Source organism: Ruegeria sp. AN6, assembly GCF_056540425.1.
This window is the reverse complement of the sequence record NZ_JBQFWR010000010.1, coordinates 31,267-55,395: the sequence shown is the minus strand read 5'-3', so window position 1 is coordinate 55,395 and position 24,129 is coordinate 31,267. Positions and strand designations below refer to the sequence as shown.

The following is a 24,129-nucleotide window of genomic DNA, read 5'->3' as shown; positions in this document are numbered from 1 at the left end:
GATCAACCCCGCATCGCTTTGCCCTGCGGGTCGTACGGCGACGGCTCAACCACGCGGGCTGGGCGTTCAACGCCAACCACATGCACCGACAGCTCTGTCCCTGGATTAGCCTTGTCGCGATCTACCAGAGCCATGGCCAGGGACTTGCCAGTGTAGTGCCCAAAGCCTCCCGACGTCACAAAACCCACACGTTCGCCGCCTGCCCAAATGGGTTCATACCCGCTGGCATCCGCGTCCAACGCGTCGACCTCAAGCGTCACCTGTACCTGCGCTGGTCCGTTGCCATCGCGCTCGGCCAGCGCCGCATCTTTGCCGACAAATTCCTTGTCCCAGTCGATCCAGCGATCCATCCCGGTCATGCCGGGCGTATAGAGTTGGGTGAATTCTGCAGACCAGATACCAAAGCTCTTCTCAAGCCGCGTCGACAGCATCGCGTTGAAACCGCATTCGCGGATTTCCTCATCGGCCCCGGCCTCCAACAGCATACGGCGTAGCTTGATATGGTCGCCATAGCGGCAGTTGATCTCGTACCCCTTCTCGCCCGTCACTGACATCCGGGCAACGCGGGCGCGGACCAGTCCGATATCGAAGTCACCACAACCCATGAATTTCAGGCCCGAGATGTCCTGTTCTGCCAGTTTCTCGACCACTGTCTCTGACCTCGGCCCAACCACGGCAAATCCACAGTATTCTTCACCCAAATCGCGGACCGTGACGCCATCCATCATGTGATCATCGAACCAACGCATATGCCAGGCACGCAGATAGTAGCTGCCCATGATCCACCAGGTGCCATCGCCCCAGTTGAGCACAGTCAGATCACCCTTGAGCAGTCCGTTCTCGCCCAGCATTGGAGCCAGTTTAGCCCGACCCGGCGCGGGGAGTTTTGAGGCCATGACTTTGTCGAGCCACGCCTCGGCATTCGGACCTGAGACCTCAAACCGCGAGAAACCCGAGATATCAAGCAGGCCCACACCTTCGCGGATGGCCTTGCACTCCTCAGCCACGATGTCATGCGCGTTGGACCGCTTGAGCGTCGGCGTCTCCTCGAACCCTTTCGGCGCGAAGTAAAGCGGCACTTCAAGGTCCCAGCTAACACCCCATTTACAACCTGCCTCGGTCATCGCGTCATGGGCCGGAGCCATTTTCAGCGGGCGGCCTGCGGGCAGCTGCTCGTTCGGGTAGGTCATCACGAAACGACGGGAATAGAACTGACCAGTTGTTTCGCGGATGTAGCGTTTGTTCTGAGCGAAATCGCCATAACGTGCCACGTCCATCGGCCAAGCGTCGGCTTCGGGCTCGCCATGGATCATCCACTCGGCTAGCGTCTTGCCGACGCCACCACCCTGTAGGAACCCGGCCATCACCGCACAGGCTGACCAATAACCGCGCTTGCCCGGGACCGGACCGACCAGAGGGTTGCCATCAGGCGAGAAGGTAAACGCGCCATTCACCCATGTTTTGATGCCAACATTCTGGATCGACGGGTACCGTTCAAAGCCCAAAGTCAGCTCATTCTCAATCCGGTCAAGCTGTTCCTGAAACAGCTCTTCGCCGTAATTCCAAGGCGCACCGTCCATGGCCCAGTGTTCATGATCGACTTCGTAGATACCAACCAGAACACCCTTCTGGTCCTGCCGCATATAGGTGAAACCTTCGAGGTCCACGGTCATCGGCATCTCGAAATCTGCCTCAGCCACCTCGGGCACGGTATCAGTTATAAGATAGTGATGTTTGAGCGGCGACACCGGCAGTTCCACCCCTGCCATACGGCCCACCTGCTTGGCCCAGAGACCTGCGGCATTGACCACATGCTCACACGTGATGGTGCCCTTGTCGGTCACAACTTCCCAGCCATCCGCAGTCTGCGTCAGGCGTTCGACCTTGGTTTCCTCGTAATACTCAGCTCCGCGCTTTTTGGCTGCTGTGGCATAGGCCTGAACTGTTCCAGTGGTATCGATATAGCCTTCGCGGTCCGCCCACATTGCGCCAAGCACGCCGTCGGTTGACATGATCGGGCAGCGTTTCTGTGCCTCTTCCGGGGATAACAATTCGCAATCATCAATGCCGATAGATTGAAAGATGCGGTAGTTGGCCTGCAACCACTCCCACCGTTCAGGCGTTCCGGCCAGCGTCAGGCCGCCGGTCATATGCAGGCCGATGTTCTGACCCGATTCCTTTTCGATCTCGCTGAGCAAATCGATTGTATAGGCCTGAAGCGACGCCATGTTGGGATCGGCGTTCAGCGCATGGATGCCCCCCGCCGCATGCCAGGACGAGCCCGAGGCTAGGCGCCGACGCTCCAACATCACCACATCCGACCAGCCGAACTTGGCAAGGTGATACAGAACCGAAGCGCCCACAACGCCGCCGCCAATTACCACTACGCGATACTGCGATTTCATCCCAACCTCCCAAGGTGACTCGCAAGGGACGCTAGACGCACTGTTCACTTCTGTCTAGACATTTCTGTACAGTTCTGTGCGTTCTATAAAAACGCGCGTTAAATCCGGGCACTTGGTCGCGCGCGAATGGAATCAAACCAAGCTTGTGTGGCTGTGTTGTCGTCAGGAATGCGCATCCTGATGACACGTGCAAAATCGACAAATACAAATGTGGTGATGTCAGCGAGCGTGAATGAGCCGCCTGATACGAATTCGTTTTCGCACAGACGAGCTTCTAATAAATCAAAAAACGCGACCACCCGTGCAGTTCCGCGCTGCGCCAGTTCGGGAATCTGCGCATGGTTCGCGGTTCCTGTGATGGCACGGTCTTTGAAAGAGGGATGGGTATTGCGCAACGTCTCGGCAATCGGCGCACCGCATTGCTGCTCGGCAATGGCGTTCCACATCAAAACTTCGCCCTTTTCATCCGCTGTTCGGCCCATCAACGCAGGCTCAGGAAAACGCGCTTCCAGATAGGCCGCAATGCCGAGATTTTCGGTGAGCACGGTACCTTCATCCGTGATCAGCACCGGGATCGTCGCGCCGGGGTTCACCGCCCGAAAAGCATCACTCAGTTGCTCGCCATTTGCGATCGAGATTTCGCGCGTCTCAATCTCCAACCCTTTTTCTGCAATGAACATCCGGGCTCGGCGTGGGCTAGGCGCGGTCGAGCAATCATAGAACAGCATTTGACGATCCCCTCTGAGGCTTCACACCCCAAACGTTAGACCGCCCCAGTGCAACAGCGCGAGTCCGATCACAAAGTGACCCTACGGCAGATCAGCGTTGATAGATGAAGCAGCGACCCTCAACCGCACCACTCGGCAGCGGCAGCTCGGTCAAATCCTCGAAATACATGCGATCACTCGAGACCATCAACCCACCACGCGCCAACAGCGGCTCGATCAAAGGTGAGACGAGACGGGCAAATGTATCGTTCTTTTGCCGGTTATGTCCCCCTAGATCGGCGTGGATCAGACTGGCCGACGCGCCAAACTGCGCGACCGATGCGGGCAGCGTTTCACGCACGTCACCCAAAATTACGCGATCATCGGGCGGTGTTGAATCGGGGTGCGAGGCGACCGCACGTTCAAAAACATAAACTGGGCGGTCCTTTATATGCTGAACCATGTGATGATAAGTGCGCCCATTTCCCAGCCCAAGCTCAAATACCGGGCCTTCATGCCCAGTGGTCTGCGCGATTGCATAATCCAAACAAGCACGCTGCGAGACCATGCGATCAATAAACAAATCTAGACGACTTTGAGCTTCCGGCACAACGATTACCCCTATTTGCAGACACCGCACCTTACGTGTGCCTTTCGATCAGGTAGTGACAAATTCTCAAGGGAATGTGTAGGCGCACCGCCAAGAATTCACGATTCCGCGACGTTTCAGGTGCAGAAGGTGTTTGACTACCCCGCCCGAACCGCGCGAAACTACGAAAAAAAGACAGGGAGTTAACAAAGCCGATGTTACCTAGCGGCCAGACGGGTGGAAAACCCGCATGAGTGCGTTGTTGTCCGTTCGGAATCTCAGCATCGGCTTCGGCAAGGGTCCTTCCGTGGTTCAAGATGTCAGCTTTGATGTCGAGCCTGGACAGACACTTGCATTGGTTGGTGAATCTGGATCGGGCAAGACGATTTCGTGTCGCGCTGCTCTGCGCATCCTGCCCCGTACTGCTCAAATCCGTAGCGGTACGATTACCCTGAACGATTCCAGAGGCACGGCGGAGTTAACTCAACTCAGTGAACGTCAAATGCGTGACATTCGAGGCAATCGGGTGTCAATGATCTTTCAGGAGCCGATGCGCTCACTCTCTCCGCTTCACAAAATTGGAAACCAGGTCAGCGAAGTTCTTTGGCTGCACCGCGGCGCATCTGAATCTGAGGCACGCAAAGAAGTACTGACGCAATTTGAACGGGTGGGCTTTCCCGACCCGGCCCGCGCCTATGACAGCTATCCGTTTGAATTGTCCGGTGGCATGCGACAGCGGGCCATGATCGCGATGGCGATGGTTTCCAAACCTGAATTGCTCATCGCGGACGAACCAACCACTGCGCTGGATGTAACAACTCAGGCGCAGGTTCTTGGGCTAATCAAAGAACTGCAGCGTGAAACCGGTATGGCGCTAATTCTGGTCACGCATGATTTGGGTGTCGTCGCCAACATGGCCGAGCAGGTTGTTGTCATGCACAAAGGTCGTGTGATGGAGGCCGGTCCAGCCGCCCTGATCTTGAACGACCCGGCGCATCCCTACACCCGGCAACTGTTCGATGCAGCACCAGAAATACCTGACCAGGATGCGGTGGGCATACCGATGCCCGATGAAGACCTGATATTGCAGATGACCGGGGTTTCGAAGACCTACACGATGCGGTCCAGCAAAGGCTGGAGAGCCGACAAGCTGATCCACGCCTGCCGCGGCGTCGATATGAAGCTGGCGCGCGGCAAAACACTTGCGATCGTTGGCGAAAGCGGATCGGGCAAAACCACCGCAGCGCGTATCGCTCTGGGCGCCGAATTGCCGGACCCCGGCGGAGAAGTGCTGTTCCGGACAAACAAGGAAGCCGATCCGCTCACAGTTCACAACATGACGCGCGCCGAGCGTACTGCCTTCCAGCGCAAGGCGCAGATGGTGTTTCAGGATCCGTATAGCTCACTTAGTCCCCGAATGCGCATTCAGGATGCGATGACCGAACCGTTGGAAATTCACCGCCTCGGAACAGTAGCAGAACAGCGCGATAAAGCAGCCGAAATGTTACAGAGGGTCGGACTGAACGCAGACATGCTCAAACGTTATCCGCACGCGTTTTCAGGCGGGCAGCGGCAACGTCTGTCTATCGCCCGCGCGATGATGTTGGACCCGGCTTTGATCGTTTGTGACGAGCCTACTTCGGCCTTAGATGTATCTGTGCAGGAACAAATTTTGACCCTGCTCGAAAACCTGCAAGACAGTCTGAACCTGTCTTACCTGTTCATCTCGCATGATCTCGCCGTTGTCGCGCGCATCGCTGATGAAGTTGCCGTAATGCGTCGGGGGCTGGTGGTTGAACAAGCCCCACCTGAAACTCTCTTCTATAATCCACGTCATCCTTACACAAAGGCATTGATCGCCGCCCAGCCCGAACCGGATATCAATCGTCCGATAGACCTGAAACTGGTTGCTTTGGGCGCGGGTTCGCCCGACAGTTGGGATGACGCCTTTCGATTTTCCGACACCGTGATACCCTCGCTGGTAGAGTTGGAGCCCGGCCATAAGGTACGTTGCCATGTTTAAGACCACTCATCGTTTGTTTCTGGCGACCGCGCTGGTCGTTGCAGCAGGTCTGCCCGCCACGGCAGAAATCCCGGCCAATCTTCAGGAAATCCCCTACTGGGAAGCCGAAGTTGAAGGTGGAAAGCTGCCACCTGTCGCCGACCGCATTCCGCAAGACCCGCTAATCGTTGATCTGGCCGCAAAGGGGCGCGATTTCGGAACGCCCGGCGGAACGTTGCGAACCATGGTTACCCGGTCCAAGGACATTCGCCAGATGGTGGTCTATGGCTATGCGCGGCTTGTCGGCTTTGACCATGAATACAACATCGTGCCTGATCTGCTGGCCTCTTTCGAAAACGAAGACAATCGCAAGTTTACCTTGAATTTACGCCCTGGCCACAAATGGTCGGACGGCACTCCGTTTACGTCTGAGGATTTCCGATATTGGTGGGAAGACGTCGCCAATAACGAGTCGCTCAGCCCTTCAGGCCCACCTGACTTTTTGCTGGTTGAAGGTAAGGCGCCTACGGTAACTTTCCCTGATGAAACGACCGTCGTGTTCGAGTGGGCAAATCCGAACCCTGACTTTCTGCAATCTCTTGCACAGGCACGCCCACCGTTTATCTACCGCCCATCAGAATTTCTCAAAAAATACCACGAGAAGTTTGCCGATCCTGAAGAACTGGCTTTTCAGGTCGAAGACGCGCGGGTCAAAAGCTGGGCGGCGCTGCATAACAAGCTGGATAACCTGTACAAATATGACAATCACGAATTGCCCACATTGCAGCCCTGGCTCAATGCAAGCTCGGGCAAGAAAATCCGGCACAGCTTCATCCGCAACCCCTACTATCACAGGGTTGATTCAAAGGGGGTGCAGCTCCCTTATATCGATGTGGTCGAGATGGAGATTGTTGCCCCAGGTCTTGTCGCGGCCAAGACCAACGCGGGTGAAAGTGACCTGCAAGGGCGCGGGCTGGCATTCCGCGACGCGTCGATCCTGAAAAAAGGCGAAGCGCAAGGAGACTACAAAACGCTCTTGTGGAAGACCGGGGTCGCATCCCAAATCGCCATCTATCCAAACCTGAACTTCGAAGACGAAGCCTGGCGCAACGTATTGCGTGATGTGCGCGTCCGCCGGGCCCTTTCCCTCGCGATAGACCGCAAAACAATCAATCAAGCGCTCTATTTTAAGCTGGCCCATCCCGGCGCGATGTCAGTTTTGCCTGCGTCGCCATTCTATGACGAAGCAAATGCAAAGGCTTGGGCAGACTACGACGTCGATATGGCGAATGCGCTGTTGGATGAGGCTGGATTGACCGAGCGGGATAAAGACGGCATTCGCCTACTGCCTGACGGACGTCCTATGGAGTTGGTTATCGAAACTGCAGGCGAGAGGCAGGAAGTAGAAAATGCCCTCCAAATCGTTACAGATACCTGGCGCGAGATCGGTGTCAAACTTGTGATGCGCCCCCTGGATCGGGACATTCTGCGTAATCGGGTCTTCTCGGGCAACACGATGGCCTCAGTCTGGTTTGGCTGGGATGACGGCATCCCGCAATTGCACACCTCGCCTGCCTATCTGGCGCCTACCGATCAGGTCTTTCTGGCCTGGCCCAAGTGGGGGCAGCATTACCAGACAGCTGGAGGATCAGGCGAGCCACCAGACATGCCCGAAGCCGAACTTCTCATGAAACTCGCGCATGACTGGGAAATCGCCACAACCGATGAAGAGCGCGCGGCAGTCTGGACTGAGATGCTGAAAATTCACGCGGATCAGCTGTATGCCATTGGTATTCTTAACGGCGCACCGCAACCAATCGTTGTGTCAAACCGGCTGAAGAACGTGCCCGAACAGGCCATGTGGGCCTGGGAGCCCGGTGCGCATTTCGGCATTCATCGTCCCGACGAGTTTTTCTTCGCCGACTGATCAGGAGCAGCTAAATGGTCATGCTGCGCTATGCGGTGTATCGCTTTTTCACGATGCTGCTGACGCTGTTGGTGGTGTCGGTACTGATCTTCGTAATCATCAACCTTCCCCCAGGCGACTACCTCAGCAATCAGATCGCTGAGTTGCAGGCCTCGGGCCAGTCTGCGGGCGTGGCCAAGGCCGAGTTTCTGCGCAAAGAGTATTCTCTGGATCGTTCGTTGCCGGAACAATATCTGATCTGGATAGGTTTCTGGCCCGGCCCGCACGGGTTCGAGGGCCTCTTGCAGGGCAATTATGGCTGGTCATTCGAATTTGACCGCCCCGTGCGCGAGATCGTGGGCGATACGCTCTGGTTGACTGTCGTGGTTAATCTGGCTGCCATTCTATTCGTCTATGCTGTGGCCCTGCCGCTGGGCGTTCTTGCGGCGGCCAAATCAAGAACATGGATCGATTATACTTCTGCTTTTGTTGGGTATCTGGGCCTTGCGACGCCAAACTTCCTGCTGGCGCTGATACTTTTCTACTACGGCCATCGCTACTTTAACCTGCCAATTGGCGGCCTGATGGACCCTTCCTTTGAGGGTCAACCGATGAGCTGGGACAAGCTGAAATCCATTCTTGTTCACCTGATCGTTCCGACCTTCGTCATCGGCACCTCGGGCGCTTCGGCAATGATGCAGCGCCTGCGTGCCAACATGCTAGATGAGTTGGGCAAGCCTTATGTTGAAACCGCTATCGCCAAGGGGATGGCCCCGTCGCGGATGTTGACAAAATACCCGCTGCGGGTGGCCTTCAACCCCTTTGTTGCCGATATTGGCAACCTACTGCCTTCGATGGTTTCAGGTTCGGTTCTGGTCTCGGTTGTTCTGGGTCTGCAAACCATCGGGCCAACATTGCTGACCGCGCTTAAAACACAGGATCAGTTCCTGTCTGCTTTCATTCTGATGTTCGTGGCCTTGCTGACGCTGATCGGTACCATGATCTCGGACATCCTGCTGGTCATGCTTGACCCGCGCATTCGGTATGAGGGGCGAGAAGCATGAGTGAACGCCCCGATGGTCGCTATGTCGACGAAGCCCCGTTTGATCCGCAAGCCTCGCTCCAGCAGCTTGAACGCGCAGATCTCGATGCCCCAAATTGGGTCTTGGTCTGGCGCAAGTTCAGAACACACAAGCTGGGTCTGATTTCAGGTATATTCCTGCTGTTGTGCTATCTGATGCTACCCTTCGCGGGATTCATCGCCCCCTATGGACCGAACGACAGAAACGGTGAGCACCTCTATGCCCCACCCCAGTCTGTCAACTGGTTCCACGAGGGCAAATTCATAGGTCCTTATGTCTATCCCATTGTTGCAGAAGCGGACCTTGAAACCTTCCAATGGAAGTTCGTACCCGACACAGAAGACCCGCGCCCGATCCGGTTCTTCTGTGAGGGCTCCGAGTACAAACTGGCGGGCCTGATAAAATCCGACACCCACCTGTTTTGTGCACCTGAAGGCGCCACGCTGTTCCTATGGGGCTCCGACCGCTTGGGACGTGACGTCTTCAGTCGAATTCTTTACGGTGCACAATTGTCGCTGACCGTAGGCCTGATCGGCATCTCAGTGTCTTTCTTCCTCGGCATCCTATTCGGATCTATGGCCGGGTATTTTGGTGGGCGCATCGACTGGGTCATAAACCGTGTGATCGAAATTTTGCGTTCCCTTCCGGAACTCCCGCTTTGGCTGGCTTTGTCTGCAGCCGTGCCTTCGAATTGGAGTCCTGTTGCTGTCTTCTTCATCATCTCGATCATTCTCGGCATACTCGACTGGCCCGGCCTTGCCCGATCCGTACGCGCCAAATTCCTTTCGTTACGGGAAGAGGAATATGTTCGCGCCGCCGAGATGATGGGCGCAAGCTCGGGTCGCGTGATCCGCAAGCACCTGCTTCCGAACTTCATGTCGCACCTGATTGCCTCAGCCACACTGTCAATACCAGCGATGATCCTTGGAGAAACCGCGCTCAGCTTCCTTGGTCTTGGCCTGCGCGCTCCGGCGGTCAGCTGGGGGGTGATGCTAAATGACGCGCAGAACCTTGCTTCGATCGAGATCTACCCGTGGACGGCGATTCCGATGCTACCAATCATCGTAGTCGTGTTGGCCTTCAACTTTCTTGGCGACGGACTGCGCGACAGTCTGGACCCCTACCAGCAATGAGCCTGCTATCCGCCCTCCCTTCAACTGACACATATCGGGTCAACGGGGAGGGTGCGCGGCCCAGCGCTTTTGCAGTCTCGGAACTGGCAACGGCCAGTTTTGCTGCTGTTGGTCAGGAAATGTCACGCCTTGTTACTGCGCTCAACCTGTCGCCAGAACCGCCGGATGTTTCCGTGGACCATCGGTTGGCTTCTCTATGGTATGGCTTCTCATTCAAACCCGACGGATGGGACATGCCCAACCTTTGGGACGCGATCGCAGGAGACTATCAGGCCTCAGATGGCTGGATCAGACTGCACACCAATCTGCCGCATCACCGCACTGCTGCTTTGAAGGTACTCGAGGTCAACCCTGATCGGTCATCGGTTGAACGCGCGATCCGAGACAGAACCATTTCGGAACTCGAAGCCGCAATTGTCGCAGAGGGTGGGGTTGGTGCCGCGATGCGCAGTCGTGCAGAATGGCATGACCATCCGCAGGGACGTGTACTCGCACGTGAACCATTGATCGGCTGGCAAGGCCCACGGAATATCAAGCTACGCGACCGGCCACAGGCGACCGTCGAGCGCCCCCTTGCAGGGCTACGCGTGCTCGACCTCACACGAATACTGGCAGGGCCGGTTTCTACAAGAACACTTGCGGGTTTTGGGGCCGAAGTCCTTAGGATCGACCCTCCTGGCTGGGATGAGCCCGGCGTCATTCCTGACATCTCACTGGGCAAGCATTGCGCCTATCTGAATCTGAAATCGCCCGCGGGAATTGGACAACTTCAGGAACTTCTCAAACAAGCTGACGTATTTGTTCATGGGTATCGCCCCGGTGCCCTAGACGCGCTTGGTTTGGCTAAATCCACGCGTGATCAGCTTGCCCCCAACAGGGTCGAGGTCACATTGGACGCCTATGGCTGGCAAGGTCCTTGGGCCTCACGCCGGGGATTTGACAGTCTGGTTCAGATGAGCGCCGGGATCGCGCACGCAGGAATGGAATGGGCCGGGGTCGACGAGCCAACCCCGCTACCTGTGCAGGCACTCGATCACGCGACTGGATACTTGATGGCTGCTGCTATTCTTTCGGCTCTGGCCGAGGCTGCATCCGGTCAAGCGGTCATGGATGCCCGACTTTCACTTGCACGCACCGCAGAACTGCTCGCGACTCTCGCCAAAAGCGATACTGATGTAGATATCACCGGTGCGTTACTTGCAGATTATTCGGATGTGCAAGAACATTCCGGATGGGGAGCAGGTCACCGTTTGAATCCAGCACTGACTGTAGGCACTTCCAAGATGCGATGGTCCCTACCCGCCTCAAAGCTTGGATCATCAGAACCTGTCTGGCCCTCACTCGCCACGTAGACCAACCGCCGCGCGGAGCGCGGCCCCGCCCAACGTTTTGTATGGCGTCTCATTCGAGACGCCGCTCAAAGAGGCGGGAGCCGCCTTAGCGATCGTCGCCGCCGGGCCCGATATCATCCAGATAATCCTCGTCAATCGCAGCCTGAACAGCGCCTGTAACCGCTTCGCGCTGTTTTGGCGTTAAGTCTTCGGCCTCTTTGCCGTCTGCCAATCTTACGGTGACCTCGCGATGCGCGAACCGGATACCTTCGCGGGCAAACAGTTCACGGATATCTTGATATACTTTCTTGCGCACCAGCCACTGATCGCCTGGTTTGGTCATGAACTTGACCCGGATAATCATCGCCGAATCCTGCATCTCGATCACACCCTGAGATTTCAGAGGCTGGATAAAGTTTTCTCCGATCACCGGATCACTCAGCAATTCCTGACCCAATTTTTTGATCAGCTTCCGTACCTTTTCGACATCCGTGTCATACGTCACACGCAACGGCAGCTTCATGATCACCCAATCGCGCGAGTAATTGGTCAGCACCTTGATCTCACCAAAGGGAATCGTGTTGAGCGCGCCCAGATGGTGTCTCAACTGGAAGGACCGAACCGAGATCTTTTCAACCGTTCCCTTCACATCGCCGATATCGATATATTCACCCTTACGGAATGCATCATCCATCAGAAAAAACGCACCCGAAAAGATATCGCGCACCAGCGTTTGCGACCCGAATCCTACGGCCAATCCTACAACACCTGCACCCGCAAACAGCGGGCTGACATTGATCCCGAGTTCCATCAAAACAATCAGCGCGATGGTGACAACGACCACAGCCAGGATGGCACCGCGAAACAGGGGAAGCAATGTCGCAAGCCGGCTCTGTCCACCTTCGCCCCCTTCGTCGCCAAGCTCGGCATCGGCGGCACCATCGTCAACCTCTTCTGCAATCTTGCTGTCGATCCAGACCCGGAAAAAATGAAACAGAATGTATCCGATGAACAAGATCACCATCACATCAAGCGCTCGCTCTATGGGCAGATCATCGCTCCAGTTGGCTTGCGGAGTCCAGATCACGACCAGCGCATATAGACCCACCACAAAGGCCAGAATACCGGCCACCCTTCGGGCAAGATCTTCGTAGGTCAATATGGCGTGTTTGCGCTTTTCAGCCTCGGGTGTGACAAGCGCTGCAGCCTCACCTACCTCGGCCTCATCTGCTTCGGTGTTCAGTTCCGCGATCTGACGATTGCGATCAAAGTAGCGTTCCAGCAGATAGTTCATCGCACCATATGCAACGACCACTGACATGAATATTGCATAGCTGCTGGCTACGATCGGGACGGAATCCTCGATCTCCAAAACCAGATCAACTGCTAGCTTGAACCAGCTGAACACAATGTAGAGCATCAATACCGGCGCCCAGGCGAACGAGATAAATCGTAATATCCACGAAACTTGTTCGGGCAAACGCCCGCCACGGATCGCATGAGAAATCGCGCGGGCATTGAACAATATCATCAAGAGATTGCCCAGCGCACCGGCCAGAGTCAGGCTGCCATAAACCAAGGCATAAACATTGTAGTTCAGCCCAAAATCCGCAACCCAAGTCGAGAAAAGCACGACCGAGATATCAAACGTCGCGATTGCCGACGCCCACCGGTATAGCCGCTTGGCGTCCCGATCGGAAAACGGGGGCAAACGGTACTGGCTGAGAAACGGTGACAAGATCATCCGCCACAAGTCCGCAACCGTGCGCGACAGGAAGAACGCAGTAAAAATCGCGGTGACAGTGAACTGAATGGATATATCCTCGGCTTCGCCAAAGAACAGATACCCCACGATCAGCGCCATCAGCATCGCAAAGATCGTCCCACCGATGCCCATTACGAAGCGGTAAACCAAGAAAGGCATTTTCTCGCGATAGCCAACGGGGTTTTCCTTGATGCGGGCAACAACCCAACGCTTGGCGATACGCTTTCCGTAAATCTCGGTCGATAACCAGCGTCCCAGCAGAAGAAAAACAATGTTCCAGGCCAAGACCTCGAAATAGGTCTGAATACGGCCATCCGGGCTGGTTTGTCTCAGAACGTACTGCACCTCAAAAACCGAATACGGAAGCGCTTCTAAACGCGAGCGCACAGATTCCCGAAATTTCGAGAACCGCTCCTGAGCCTTCATCAGTTGAGACCCTTCCGCCATCGGGTCAGCGACCTCTGGATCAGATGTTGCCCCGCCATTATTGGCTGACGAAACCACCTGTCCCGCGCTGTCGATTACGATGACACTTGCACCAGCTTCAGAAGCCGCGCGGATCGCAGCTGCCAGATCGCCCTCTTCTGCCGAACTTGATGTGCTGGTTTCTTCGGACGATCCAATTGGATATCCCGGGATCAGCGAGGTTTGCGCCTCTGCTCCGGGTACGCATACAAGCATTGCGGCCCAAAGCACCAGAAACAGCCCGGCCAGAACATTCGTTTTCATAGTGTCTCGCACCCAAATCACAGTTGCCGGCAAGACTACAGAAGCTTGGTCTGCTGTTCAAATCATCCGCGCACGCAAAGGCATCTTTGCGTGAGGCCAGTGGCCTCGGCGCAAACGTCTGGATAAGGTATTTTCAAGCAACCAAAAATTGAATATGACGGCCTGAGCCCTAGGATCGCACGCAATCTTGTTCATTGCGGGCAATCGCCAACAAAGGGGCCGCGTCACATTGACGACAAGGTAACGAATATGCTGTTGCCAATTCGCAATGTTTGGCGCATTTGCAGGGAAAAATTCCCACCTTTTGCGCGCAGGCGCGAATGAAATAGGATACTCAGGTGCAAACGCGCGGAGTTGCATCGGAACCGAAACAGGCGAAGGCATGAGCCGAGGTAACAAAAACGAACATCACGGCCGCGCGCCTCGTATCCTGCTATACAGTCACGACACGTTCGGTCTGGGCCATTTGCGCCGGTCTCGAGCTTTGGCGGCAGCGATTACACAGGCCGATCAACGCGCTTCGGCTTTGATCTTGACCGGCTCTCCGGTAGCGGGTCGTTTTACTTTTCCACGACGGGTCGACCATGTTCGCCTGCCTGGCGTCACCAAACGCTCGGACGGTTCTTACGCCTCACAAACCATTGGCATGGGGATTGATGATGTAACTGAGCTGCGTGCAAGCCTTATCCAAACGGCTGTCGCGCAATTTGATCCGGATGTTCTGATAGTCGACAAAGAACCGACCGGGTTTCGCGGTGAATTGTTGCCAACGCTGGAATATCTTGAGAGCTCGGGTTCGACCAAGCTGGTTCTGGGTCTGCGCGATGTTCTGGACGAACCCGATGTACTGGCCGCCGAATGGGAACGCAAAGAAGCGATCTCGGCAACCGAGCGTTTCTACGATGAGATCTGGGTATATGGCTTGCGCTCGATCTATGACCCGACCCAAGGTCTACCCCTCAGTCCGGCAGCGCAACAACGCATGCACTGGACCGGATATCTAAGACGTGATCTGGGGCCTGTCGGTGAGCCGCCCGAGCAACCTTATATCTTGATTACGCCCGGCGGTGGCGGCGATGGTAAAGCGATGGTCAACCTCGTGCTGTCCGCCTATGAGAAAGACCCGGACCTTTCTCCTCGTGCCGTGCTGGTCTATGGGCCATTCCTGTCAGGTGAATTGCGCGAGGATTTTGAAACCCGCGTCGCCGCACTTGATGGCCGGGTCACAGCTGTAGGCTTTGAATCTCAGATCGAAACGCTGTTCGCCGGAGCAGCCGGTGTGGTCTGCATGGGCGGCTACAATACCTTCTGCGAAGTACTGTCCTTCGACAAACGCGCGGTCATCGTCCCGCGCACAACACCCCGTCTGGAACAATGGATACGCGCTTCTCGCGCGGAAGATCTGGGACTGGTGCGAATGCTCGATGAAAATCGTGACGGTCTGACGGCGGACGCGATGATCCACGCGATCCGTAATCTTCCCCTTCAGCCATTGCCGTCGCAAGCCATAAGCGCCGGTTTGTTAGATGGTCTGAACTACGTCACCCATCGCATAACCGCACTACTAGCCGCAGAACAAGAGCGCGCGACAGGATGATCAAAACACACCCCAGGCTTGCGGTGCTAGTCAAAGGCTGGCCGCGCCTGTCCGAGACGTTCATTGCCCAAGAACTCGTTGCCTTGCAGGAGGCTGGCCACAACTTCGATATCTGGTCTTTGCGCCATCCGACCGACGCCAAGCGGCACCCGCTGCATGATCGTTTCAATGGGCAAGTACGCTATCTGCCAGAATACCTTTATGACGAACCTGAACGGCTTGCCGCTGCACGCGCCGTCGCTTCGGGTTTGCCCGGATACCCAGAGGCATATCGGGTCTGGCGGCAAGACCTGCGCCGAGACCAAACCCATAACCGCATTCGCCGGTTCGGACAGGCCTGCGTGCTAGCTGCCGAGTTACCTGAGGAAACGCAAGCGCTGTACGCGCATTTCATGCACACGCCATCGTCGGTCGCCCGTTACGCCGCGATCATGCGCGGCCTGCCGTGGAGTTTTTCAGCGCACGCCAAAGATATTTGGACCTCGCCAGACTGGGAAAAGAAGGAAAAACTGCACCTAAAAAGTCACGGAGCCACTTTTGGGGCAACCTGCACCGCAATCGGCGCAGCGCATCTGCGCGAATTGGCTGATGATCCTGCGCGCATTGAGTTGATTTACCACGGTCTGGACCTGTCCCGTTTTCCGACCCCTCCTGAGCGTGGCCAGCGGGCGGCCGACGCACCCTTTCATATGCTTTCAGTCGGGCGGTTGGTCGAGAAAAAGGGCTTTGATCGCCTTATCGACGCGTTTGCTCTGCTCCCTGACACTTTGGACTGGCACTGGACCCATATCGGCGGGGGAACACTGGCCAAAAAACTGAGTGCACAGGCCGATGCTGCAGGGCTGTCAGGTCGGATCACCTGGATGGGTGCATGCGACCAACCTGAGGTCATTACGGAGATGCGCCGCTCTGACCTGTTTGTGCTGCCCAGCCGGATTGCTGAAGATGGTGACCGGGATGGCTTGCCCAACGTATTGATGGAGGCGGCGTCTCAGCGCCTTCCGATTTTGTCGACGCCGATATCGGCGATCCCAGAGTTCATCGAAACTGGCGTCCATGGGATTCTATCGCAGGACGACCCGGCCTCCTTGGCCTCCGCCATTTCCAAGATCGCCCGGAACCCGGCCAAAACCGCGCAAATGGCAGAGGCAGCGTATGACCGTTTGATCGCCGACTTTCGTATGGATCCGGGCATACGTCGCCTGTCCGAGCGGTTAAACGCATTGTGCACGGATGGTCGGTGATGGCTCGGGTGGCTTTTTACGCGCCGATGAAATCCCCCAACAGCCCCAAGCCTTCGGGCGACCGCGAAATGGCGCGCAACCTGATCGCCGCAATCCGCGCCCAAGACAACGTTGTTGAGCTCGCATCAGACCTGCGGATTTACGACAAGAAGGGTGAGTGCCCACTTCAGAATCAGTTGCGAGACAAAGCGATGGTCGAAGCTACGCGGCTGATCACGGAACTGCCATCGGACACAGACCTTTGGGTGACATATCACAACTACTACAAAGCGCCGGACCTGTTGGGCCCCGTAGTATGTCGCGCGCGGGGTATCCCATATGTACAGCTGGAAAGCACTCGTGCCACCAGTCGGCTCTCGGGTCCATGGGCCGGGTTTGCCCAGTCGGCGCACGACGCCTGTGATGCCGCGCAGATAATATTTTATCACACAGCCAACGATCTGATCACGCTGGAGCGCGAGAAATTCGGCACACAAATATTGGTAGAATTGCCCCCGTTTCTACCTGTTGCTGAATTGCCTTCCGCATCTACCCGCGACGGCCCGATGCTGACGGTGGGTATGATGCGTCCTGGGGATAAGTTGGCCTCGTACACGATTCTGGCCGAGACGCTGAAACATCTCAACGGCGATTGGGCACTGGACATAGCAGGCGATGGCCCCGCCCGCCCCGAAGTCGAAGCGCTGATGGCGCAGTTCGGGTCCCGCGTCAGGTTTCTGGGTCAGCTTGATCGAGACACATTGCAAGAGCACTACCGTCAAGGATCGATGTTTGTCTGGCCCGGCGTCAACGAAGCCTATGGCATGGTCTATCTTGAGGCTCAGGCCAGCGGTGTCCCGGTCGTGGCACAAGATCGCCCCGGCGTGCGTGATGTACTGATGCCCTCTGATCATCCCAATGTAAGTTCGGGCACCAAAGGGCTGGCCGCTCGTATACAGTTGCTCTTGGATGATCCCGACCTTCGGCGAACCGAGGGTGATCGCGCCCGCGCCTACATCGCGCAACGCCATCTGATCCCGTCGGCGACGGATCGGTTCTGGACTGCCGTGCGCCCCTTGTTGGAGAAAGAAAAATGACCCGTCTCGCCCTATTGCGCCACGGACATACCGAATGGAACCGCGCTGGTCGCATTCAGGGTCGCAGCGACATTCCCCTGGATATTGATGCCCGTGCCGAGCTTGCGGGATATTGTCTGCCATCGCCGTGGGACACTGCATCGATCTGGTCCAGCCCGCTAAGTCGCGCGGCTGAAACCGCTGAACTTGTATCTGGCAAAGCCCCCAAAACATCCAAAGCCTTGACCGAGATGAACTGGGGAGATTGGGAAGGGCAACGCGGCGTGGACCTGATCGCGATTCCCGATAGCGGCTATCGTCATATTGAAGAGTGGGGTTGGGATTACCGACCACCTAACGGTGAAAGCCCGGCAGAACTTTGGGCAAGAATCGCACCTTGGATGGATGGCCTGACGGGCGACAATCTTGCCGTCTGCCATATCGGCATCATGCGGGTGATTTTGGCCAAGGCCTGGGGCTGGAACTTTGCAGGCCCCGCCCCGTTCAAAATCAAACGCAACAGGTTATTTGTCATCGAGTTGAACCCGATGCGGGCCCAGCCCGAACCCGTCCGTCTGCTTGGGCGTGAGGTCTGAAAATGAAGGTGATGATCGTCGTTACCCACCTGTTGGGCACCGGGCATCTGAGCCGGGCACTGACATTAGGGCGCGCATTCGTTGATCAGAACCATGAGGTTCTTGTCGTCTCCGGAGGTATGCCCGCACCGCAGCTGGACACGGACGGTATGTCTCTGCTGGGACTGCCGCCGCTGAGGTCGGATGGCACCGATTTTATCCGATTGCTTGATCAGAATGGTACCGTTGCAGACGCCGCCTATTTAGAAGCACGCGCAACCGGACTGGTTCAGGCAGTACGCAGCTTCGGGCCGCAGATTCTGATCACCGAGCTATATCCGTTTGGACGCCGTTCGCTCGCAGCAGAATTCCAAGCGGCAATAAAAGCCGCGCGGGGGATCTCTCGCCCCCCTGTTATACTGAGTTCGATCCGCGATATTCTTGCGCCGCCATCAAAGCCTGCAAAAGCTATCCGAACGGACGAAGTTGTTGCAGAGTTTTATGACGGTGTTCTGGTCCATGCCGACCCTCGGATCACACCCCTCGACGTCAGTTGGCCTGTTTCATCGCAACTGGCAGCACAGCTGCACTACACGGGTTTCGTCGCACCGAGCGCACCGCCAAGCCATCCGGAGGGTACAGGTCGGGACGAGATCATCGTAAGTGCCGGTGGCGGATCAGTTGGCCAACCGATCTTTCAGGCGGCCATTGAGGCCGCCCGAAAGATGCCCAACAGGCGCTGGCGCCTGTTGGTCGGAGGACAGGATGCCAAAGCGCGCATCGCCGAGCTTTCGCAGTTGGCCGAGGGGGCAACGGTTATTCTGGAACCCGTTCGCCCCGATTTTCGCCAAATGCTTCCGCTTGTTGCGGCCTCGGTTAGTATGTGCGGCTACAATACTGCCATGGACCTGCTGCAATGCGGTGCCCCTGCTGTGTTGATCCCATTCGACGACGGCAAAGAGGTTGAGCAGGGATTGCGTGCGCGTGCGCTTTCGCAATTGGAAGGGGTTGAGGTACTGAACAGTTCTGAACTATCCGGATCCTCACTGCTGAACGCACTGGATCGTGTCATGTCGGGTCTTGTTCGTCTTCCAATGACTGAAGGTTTTGATGGCGCCCGTCGATCGGTGGAAATTGCGACAGACTTGTATGAGGCCCGCCGATGAGCCTTGATTGGCAACCCTTAATGACTGAGTTGCAGCGCTGGGAAGAAGCGGATTTGACGCTACCCTTGTGGTGGCGCGATGACGACGCGATCACGGTGACGCCACAGCTCGAAAAACTCACATTGATATCCGTTGAGCTGGGCCTGCCGGTCCATCTGGCGGTGATCCCGCGCCCAGCTGAGGTGTCATTGGCGGACTATGTGCGTGATCAGACCGCCTTAATCCCGGTTGTGCATGGCTGGGCGCATCAGAACCACGCACCCATAGGTGAAAAGAAAGCTGAGTTCCGTTTGCACCGACCAATCGAAGCCATTGTTTCTGACGCAATGGCCGGACTGACTCGGCTACAGAATCTGTTCGGTGATCAGTTACGCCCGATGTTTGTGCCACCTTGGAACCGGATTGATCCTGAAGTTACAGCTCATCTCCGAGGGCTGGGTTTTCGGATAATATCGACCTCAACACCTCGGAAAACACCACTCGCCGCTCCTGGTCTCGAGCAGGTAAATACGCATCTCGATCCTATCGACTGGCGCGGAACTCGCGGCTTGGCTGACCCGGAAGAGCTGATTTCGCAAGTGGTCACACTGCTACAAGATCGACGCGCAGGACGGGCAGACAATGCTGAAGCATTTGGGGTGTTGACGCATCATCTGGTCCATGATCAGGACATCTGGACGTTTACGAAAGACCTGTTGCAAAGGCTGCTTGATGGGCCTGGTATTCCTTGGATTGCGCCATGCAACAAAACGCTGGGAGAACCCGAATGAGTCGACTGGATTCCATGCTACGACGCCTGACCGCGCAACGTGACGGGTTGAATTGGGCCGCAGCACAGATCGACGCCATGGACGGAGATGTTCTAGACTTGGGGCTGGGCAATGGACGTACCTATGACCATTTACGCGAGATCCTGCCCTTACGCCGAATTTGGGTAATGGATCGCGTATTGCAATGCCATCCTGACAGCAAGCCTCCTGCAGAAGATTTTCTGCAAGGCGAAGCGGAACCGATGTTACTGAAATTGGCGGAAGCTGGCCATACTATCGCACTAGCGCACTATGATTTTGGTCGCGGGATCAAGTCAGACGACGTTGCCGAAGCAGCCCGCCTGAGCCCTTTGGTCAAACAGGTGATGTGCCCCGGCGGCTTGCTGATATCAGGACAACCCCTGGTAGGTTTCACCCCGATACAGGGCCCTGAAACCATCGCACCTGATCGCTATCTGTTTTATCGCGCCTGATGCAACTTCATATGCTGCTCTAAGCGATCAACAAGCAATTTGGTCACCAAAATGAGCAAGTGTACCTTACTTTGGGGATGCTGGTAGCGGAGGAGGGACTTGAACCCCCGACACGCGGATTATGATTCCGCTGCTCTAACCAACTGAGCTACTCCGCCACGAGTGAGAGGCGATGTAAGCGACGGACCGGAGAGGGTCAAGAGGGAATTGAGGGTCTGATGGGATTCTTTGTGTGCGCTTTCAGTGAGGGTTTTGTTTTTTCATGTCGGCGTGGGTCATGCCGGCGATTTGGCGGATGAAACGTGCGCAGATATCAGGTTCAGTGATCAGGATCATGTGACCTCGATGTTCCAGTTTTTCGAAGGTGAGGCCGAATTTCGTCATTGATGCACCGTGTGTCTCAGCCGACAGGATCGGATCTTCGGTGCCGAACAGGATGCCTCCGGGCGTTTTCAGATCACTGTATCGTTGGGTTAATTCACCCATGCTGCTTTCTACGCCGATGACGTCTTGCGACGCAGTGATGAAGGCCGAAGGTCGCAGGCCGAGAGCGCCCCCGGCGCGGTTCAGAAAATCGGTTGGCGCGGGTTCAGGGGCGAAGACATCTTTCAGAACCAGCGGTGCTGTTTTACGGGCCATCGGCACGGCGATGGTGTTTCCGATTAGGCTGCGCAACCAATCGGAGCGGATTTCCAGTGGTTTGAAGACGGCAGGCGGTTCGGGCATCTGCTGCGTGAGAGGGGCCAGAAGTGCCAGCGCCGAGATAGTGTCGGGATAGTCCAATGCCATTGCCAGCGATACCGCGCCGCCAAGCGAATGGCCAACCAGTATGGTCTGGTCGACGTTCTTGGTTTCCAGAAACGCGTGGATCATCCGGGCCTGTTCAGGCAGGGCGGCCAGCGCAGCGGTATCACGGGTTGAGTAACCGCAACCCGGTCGGTCGACCGCGAGAACGTGATAGTCCTCTGCCAGATCATCCATCAATGCGTATGTAAAATGCTGCAACTGGCCCGAGAGGCCGTGGATCAGGACGATGGTCGGATTAACGGGGTCGCCCTTTTCGACATAGTGGATGCTGCCTCCCTGAACGGGCACGATTTGTCCCAATTGTGGCACCATCTCGATCCCTTGACGGGTCAGGCGGCGCGTCCAGAAGTTCATGCACAGCAGGAAAGCCACCAGCAGCAGGACAATCGTCAGCAGGATCGACATCATGGGTCTCCGATCGTTTCTCTCACAGGATGATATTGTTCGAGCCCGGATCGCGCCATGCGTTTTCTGAACTCGGACACAGTGCCCGGCCACAGCGTTGTATTGCGCCCCTCAGCGTCCTGATACCATGAGGTGCAGCCACCAGATTGCCAGACGCTTTCGAGGTGACGGTCCTGCATCTCTTTTGTAAACGCCACCTGTTTGTCGGTTTTCGGGGTGATGGTGCGAAGACCACCCTCCTGCATTTCTGTTAGAACACGACCGATATGAGCCACCTGTGCTTCGATCATAAGCACGACAGAGTTGTGCCCCAGCCCGGTATGCGGGCCGAGTAACATGAAGAAATTAGGAAACCCGGCAATTGCGGTGCCAAGGTTGGCCTGCATACCCCCTGACCAGGCCTGTTTCAGTGTCAGATCATTGGTTCCAGTTATGTCGAGATTATCGACCACATCAGTGACATGGAATCCGGTTCTCCAGACCAGAACATCAGCGATGAACTCGCGGCCGTCACCTGCGATGATGTGACCACCTTCGACCCTGGAGACGGCATGCGGCACCACATCCACGTTGTTTCGTGCCAATGCCGGATACCAGTCATTTGAGCTGAGGATGCGTTTACATCCGATTGTGTAGTCAGGCGTCAGCGTGGCTTTCAGGTCTGGATCGGTGATCGCACCTTCCAAGGCCTGGCGCCACATTTTCATTGCAAATTCGACAGCCCGCGGTTCACCCCGAAACACGCGATGACGAAACTCAAACTGCATATAGATCAGTTGGCGCCGGATGCGAGGCAGCACTGGGAAGTACCGATACAAGCGGCGCACCCATGGCGCAATCGGGCCGTCCGGGCGAGGCAGAACATAGGGCGCGCTGCGTTGGAAGATGGTGACCTGCGCCGCAGTTTTAGCGATCTCGGGGACGAACTGAACGGCTGAAGCTCCAGTGCCGATGACAGCGACTCTTTTACCAGAAAGCGAAACATCGTGATCCCATTCTGCGGAATGGAAGCTAGGGCCAGCAAAGCTGTCAGCGCCGGGGATATGCGGGATGCGCGGCACGTGCAGCGCGCCGATAGCCGAGACCAGAAACCGCGCTGACCAATGGTTGCCGTCCTCTGTCTCGACATGCCATCGCGTACCATCCCACCGCGCAGATTTGAGTTTCCGATGAAAGTGACAGAGTTGGTACAGCCCCTCATCCCGCGCGATTTTCTGCAAATAGGACTGGATTTCGGCGCCACCTGCATAGGCGCGGCTCCAATCCGGGTTTAGATGTGTCGCCATCGAGTAGAGATGCGAGGGGATATCGCAGGCGACGCCAGGATAAGTATTTTCTCGCCATGTACCGCCGATGTCGGCTGCTTTCTCCAATATGACAATATCTGCGATGCCGCGCTTTCGCGCCTCAATTGCCAAAATTAACCCGGAAAAACCTGCGCCGATGATAAGCATATCTGTTTGCTTCGTCATCCTTCGACCTCCTCCGTTGGCGCTCCACTCGGCTGATCAGATGATAAAGGTCGCAAACGCGTTTTGAACAGAGTGCAGTTTGGTCAACCACTCCCGCTTAGAATGGCAGCTGAGGGCCGTGGAAGCAGATCAAGCATGCGAATAATGCTCTTTCGACAGGCGGCGCCGACCCAATCCGGTGGGTAAAAGGCTGCGGGCAGGTCCGGTTGGCGCAGCACCACACGCCGCCATCGATGCACCAGCAGAGTCCGTAATGTGGCGCTCTGCAATGGAGTTGGTGTCCATTCCTCGGGCTGAGTTTTTGCTGCGTTCTGGACTGAAGTTAGCAATGCCCGGCACGAAGCGCGCAGCTCGGGTGGGCATAACCGATCCTGAATCCACTTCGGGGCCGTTTGCGGCGAGATATCCAGCGCGAGTAATCCTTCCGCCTGAAGCGGAGCCGCACCTGCCCTCATTGCTATGTTGCGTCCGATTGGAATGTAGTCATCGCTGAGCATTACATCGTCAAGCACCTGCGTACCCGTCCCGTCCTCGGCAATCAGCAGATGCCAATGTTCAACAGTCGCCGAGTCACGCGCGTAGATGCGCGGTGTGACGGCCGCTGATTGGGTTCTGCCAAATTCCGAGAGGACATGGCGCGAGACGCGACCGATCCGGTCACTCTCGATCCAACCGTCCTTGCGCAATCGGTGGAGCGCCACCCGGATCGCTTCGGGTTTTATGCCCATCGGTTCAATAATCTGGGTCAGTGCACCGCCTGAAATCTGCGCGCCCGGTTCCTGTGCCATATCTCCGAACAAAGAGACAATAATCGACCAGACCCGCTGGTCTTGCGGATCCACTAGATCGGCTACGGCCGTTTCGAACCACGAGCTTTGATTGGTCATGGGACCAGTTTAACCCATTAGGCCGAATA

The 24,129-nt window shown here is 56.4% G+C and carries 19 protein-coding genes and 1 tRNA gene; 12 read left to right on the top strand and 8 right to left on the bottom strand.

Features of this window, described 5'->3' with window-relative positions:
* Positions 1–2: 2 nt before the first annotated feature.
* From ACR0MQ_RS15630 to ACR0MQ_RS15620, 3 genes are all read right to left on the bottom strand, one after another.
* Positions 3–2,405 (bottom strand): GcvT family protein, encoded by a 2,403-nt coding sequence (locus ACR0MQ_RS15630; RefSeq protein ID WP_480609246.1) that lies wholly within the window; start codon positions 2,403–2,405, stop codon positions 3–5.
* Between the two features lie 98 nt (positions 2,406–2,503).
* Positions 2,504–3,133, bottom strand: a complete 630-nt coding sequence (locus tag ACR0MQ_RS15625; protein ID WP_480609244.1) for a glutathione S-transferase family protein — start codon at positions 3,131–3,133, stop codon at positions 2,504–2,506.
* 91 nt (positions 3,134–3,224) lie between these two features.
* A complete protein-coding gene (locus ACR0MQ_RS15620) occupies positions 3,225–3,722 on the bottom strand; it encodes a class I SAM-dependent methyltransferase (protein ID WP_029621662.1) in 498 nt (165 codons plus the stop codon).
* Positions 3,723–3,951: 229 nt separating this feature from the next.
* Here ACR0MQ_RS15620 and ACR0MQ_RS15615 point away from each other — a divergent pair, with 229 nt between their 5' ends.
* The 5 genes from ACR0MQ_RS15615 to ACR0MQ_RS15595 are packed head-to-tail and all read left to right on the top strand — an operon-like array spanning position 3,952 to position 11,176.
* Positions 3,952–5,724, top strand: coding sequence for an ABC transporter ATP-binding protein (locus tag ACR0MQ_RS15615; protein WP_480609242.1), 1,773 nt, complete (start codon positions 3,952–3,954; stop codon positions 5,722–5,724).
* Positions 5,717–7,630, top strand: a complete 1,914-nt coding sequence (locus tag ACR0MQ_RS15610) for an ABC transporter substrate-binding protein (protein ID WP_480609240.1) — start codon at positions 5,717–5,719, stop codon at positions 7,628–7,630. The genes ACR0MQ_RS15615 and ACR0MQ_RS15610 overlap by 8 nt, the downstream gene beginning before the upstream one ends.
* A 14-nt stretch (positions 7,631–7,644) precedes the next feature.
* A complete protein-coding gene (locus ACR0MQ_RS15605; RefSeq protein WP_010437945.1) occupies positions 7,645–8,673 on the top strand; it encodes an ABC transporter permease in 1,029 nt (342 codons plus the stop codon).
* The gene (locus ACR0MQ_RS15600; protein ID WP_170774972.1) at positions 8,670–9,824 is read left to right on the top strand and encodes an ABC transporter permease; all 1,155 of its coding nucleotides are present in this window, start codon (positions 8,670–8,672) and stop codon (positions 9,822–9,824) included. The genes ACR0MQ_RS15605 and ACR0MQ_RS15600 overlap by 4 nt, the downstream gene beginning before the upstream one ends.
* Complete coding sequence (locus tag ACR0MQ_RS15595; RefSeq protein WP_480609237.1) at positions 9,821–11,176, top strand: CoA transferase; 1,356 nt, start codon at positions 9,821–9,823, stop codon at positions 11,174–11,176. The genes ACR0MQ_RS15600 and ACR0MQ_RS15595 overlap by 4 nt, the downstream gene beginning before the upstream one ends.
* A gap of 85 nt (positions 11,177–11,261) precedes the next feature.
* Here ACR0MQ_RS15595 and ACR0MQ_RS15590 read toward each other — a convergent pair whose 3' ends face one another.
* Positions 11,262–13,649, bottom strand: coding sequence for a mechanosensitive ion channel domain-containing protein (locus ACR0MQ_RS15590; RefSeq protein ID WP_480609235.1), 2,388 nt, complete (start codon positions 13,647–13,649; stop codon positions 11,262–11,264).
* 382 nt (positions 13,650–14,031) lie between these two features.
* On the opposite strand from ACR0MQ_RS15590, the gene ACR0MQ_RS15585 reads away from it, so the two are divergent.
* Genes ACR0MQ_RS15585 through ACR0MQ_RS15555 form a run of 7 tightly spaced genes read left to right on the top strand, consistent with a single transcriptional unit; the run spans position 14,032 to position 20,529 of the window.
* Positions 14,032–15,246: a hypothetical protein gene (locus ACR0MQ_RS15585; protein WP_170774975.1), complete on the top strand. Its 1,215-nt coding sequence runs from the start codon at positions 14,032–14,034 to the stop codon at positions 15,244–15,246.
* Positions 15,243–16,490, top strand: coding sequence for a glycosyltransferase family 4 protein (locus tag ACR0MQ_RS15580; protein ID WP_170777076.1), 1,248 nt, complete (start codon positions 15,243–15,245; stop codon positions 16,488–16,490). Before ACR0MQ_RS15585 ends, ACR0MQ_RS15580 begins: the two co-directional genes overlap by 4 nt.
* Positions 16,490–17,566: a glycosyltransferase family 4 protein gene (locus ACR0MQ_RS15575; RefSeq protein ID WP_170774977.1), complete on the top strand. Its 1,077-nt coding sequence runs from the start codon at positions 16,490–16,492 to the stop codon at positions 17,564–17,566. The genes ACR0MQ_RS15580 and ACR0MQ_RS15575 overlap by 1 nt, the downstream gene beginning before the upstream one ends.
* On the top strand, positions 17,563–18,141 hold the full coding sequence (locus ACR0MQ_RS15570) for a histidine phosphatase family protein (RefSeq protein ID WP_170774979.1): 579 nt from the start codon (positions 17,563–17,565) through the stop codon (positions 18,139–18,141). The genes ACR0MQ_RS15575 and ACR0MQ_RS15570 overlap by 4 nt, the downstream gene beginning before the upstream one ends.
* Positions 18,142–18,143: 2 nt before the next feature.
* Positions 18,144–19,286, top strand: coding sequence for a glycosyltransferase (locus ACR0MQ_RS15565; RefSeq protein WP_170774981.1), 1,143 nt, complete (start codon positions 18,144–18,146; stop codon positions 19,284–19,286).
* Positions 19,283–20,056: a polysaccharide deacetylase family protein gene (locus tag ACR0MQ_RS15560; protein ID WP_480609232.1), complete on the top strand. Its 774-nt coding sequence runs from the start codon at positions 19,283–19,285 to the stop codon at positions 20,054–20,056. Before ACR0MQ_RS15565 ends, ACR0MQ_RS15560 begins: the two co-directional genes overlap by 4 nt.
* Positions 20,053–20,529, top strand: coding sequence for a class I SAM-dependent methyltransferase (locus ACR0MQ_RS15555; RefSeq protein WP_170774985.1), 477 nt, complete (start codon positions 20,053–20,055; stop codon positions 20,527–20,529). The genes ACR0MQ_RS15560 and ACR0MQ_RS15555 overlap by 4 nt, the downstream gene beginning before the upstream one ends.
* Positions 20,530–20,610: 81 nt before the next feature.
* Here the strand turns inward: ACR0MQ_RS15555 and ACR0MQ_RS15550 are convergent.
* The 4 genes from ACR0MQ_RS15550 to ACR0MQ_RS15535 form a co-directional block, all read right to left on the bottom strand.
* Positions 20,611–20,687 (bottom strand) — tRNA-Met (locus tag ACR0MQ_RS15550).
* Between the two features lie 82 nt (positions 20,688–20,769).
* Positions 20,770–21,741, bottom strand: coding sequence for an alpha/beta fold hydrolase (locus ACR0MQ_RS15545; protein WP_170774987.1), 972 nt, complete (start codon positions 21,739–21,741; stop codon positions 20,770–20,772).
* Positions 21,741–23,213: a flavin-containing monooxygenase gene (locus ACR0MQ_RS15540; protein ID WP_480609230.1), complete on the bottom strand. Its 1,473-nt coding sequence runs from the start codon at positions 23,211–23,213 to the stop codon at positions 21,741–21,743. The genes ACR0MQ_RS15545 and ACR0MQ_RS15540 overlap by 1 nt, the downstream gene beginning before the upstream one ends.
* Before the next feature lie 83 nt (positions 23,214–23,296).
* The gene (locus ACR0MQ_RS15535) at positions 23,297–24,100 is read right to left on the bottom strand and encodes a PaaX family transcriptional regulator C-terminal domain-containing protein (RefSeq protein ID WP_480609228.1); all 804 of its coding nucleotides are present in this window, start codon (positions 24,098–24,100) and stop codon (positions 23,297–23,299) included.
* Positions 24,101–24,129 lie beyond the last annotated feature (29 nt).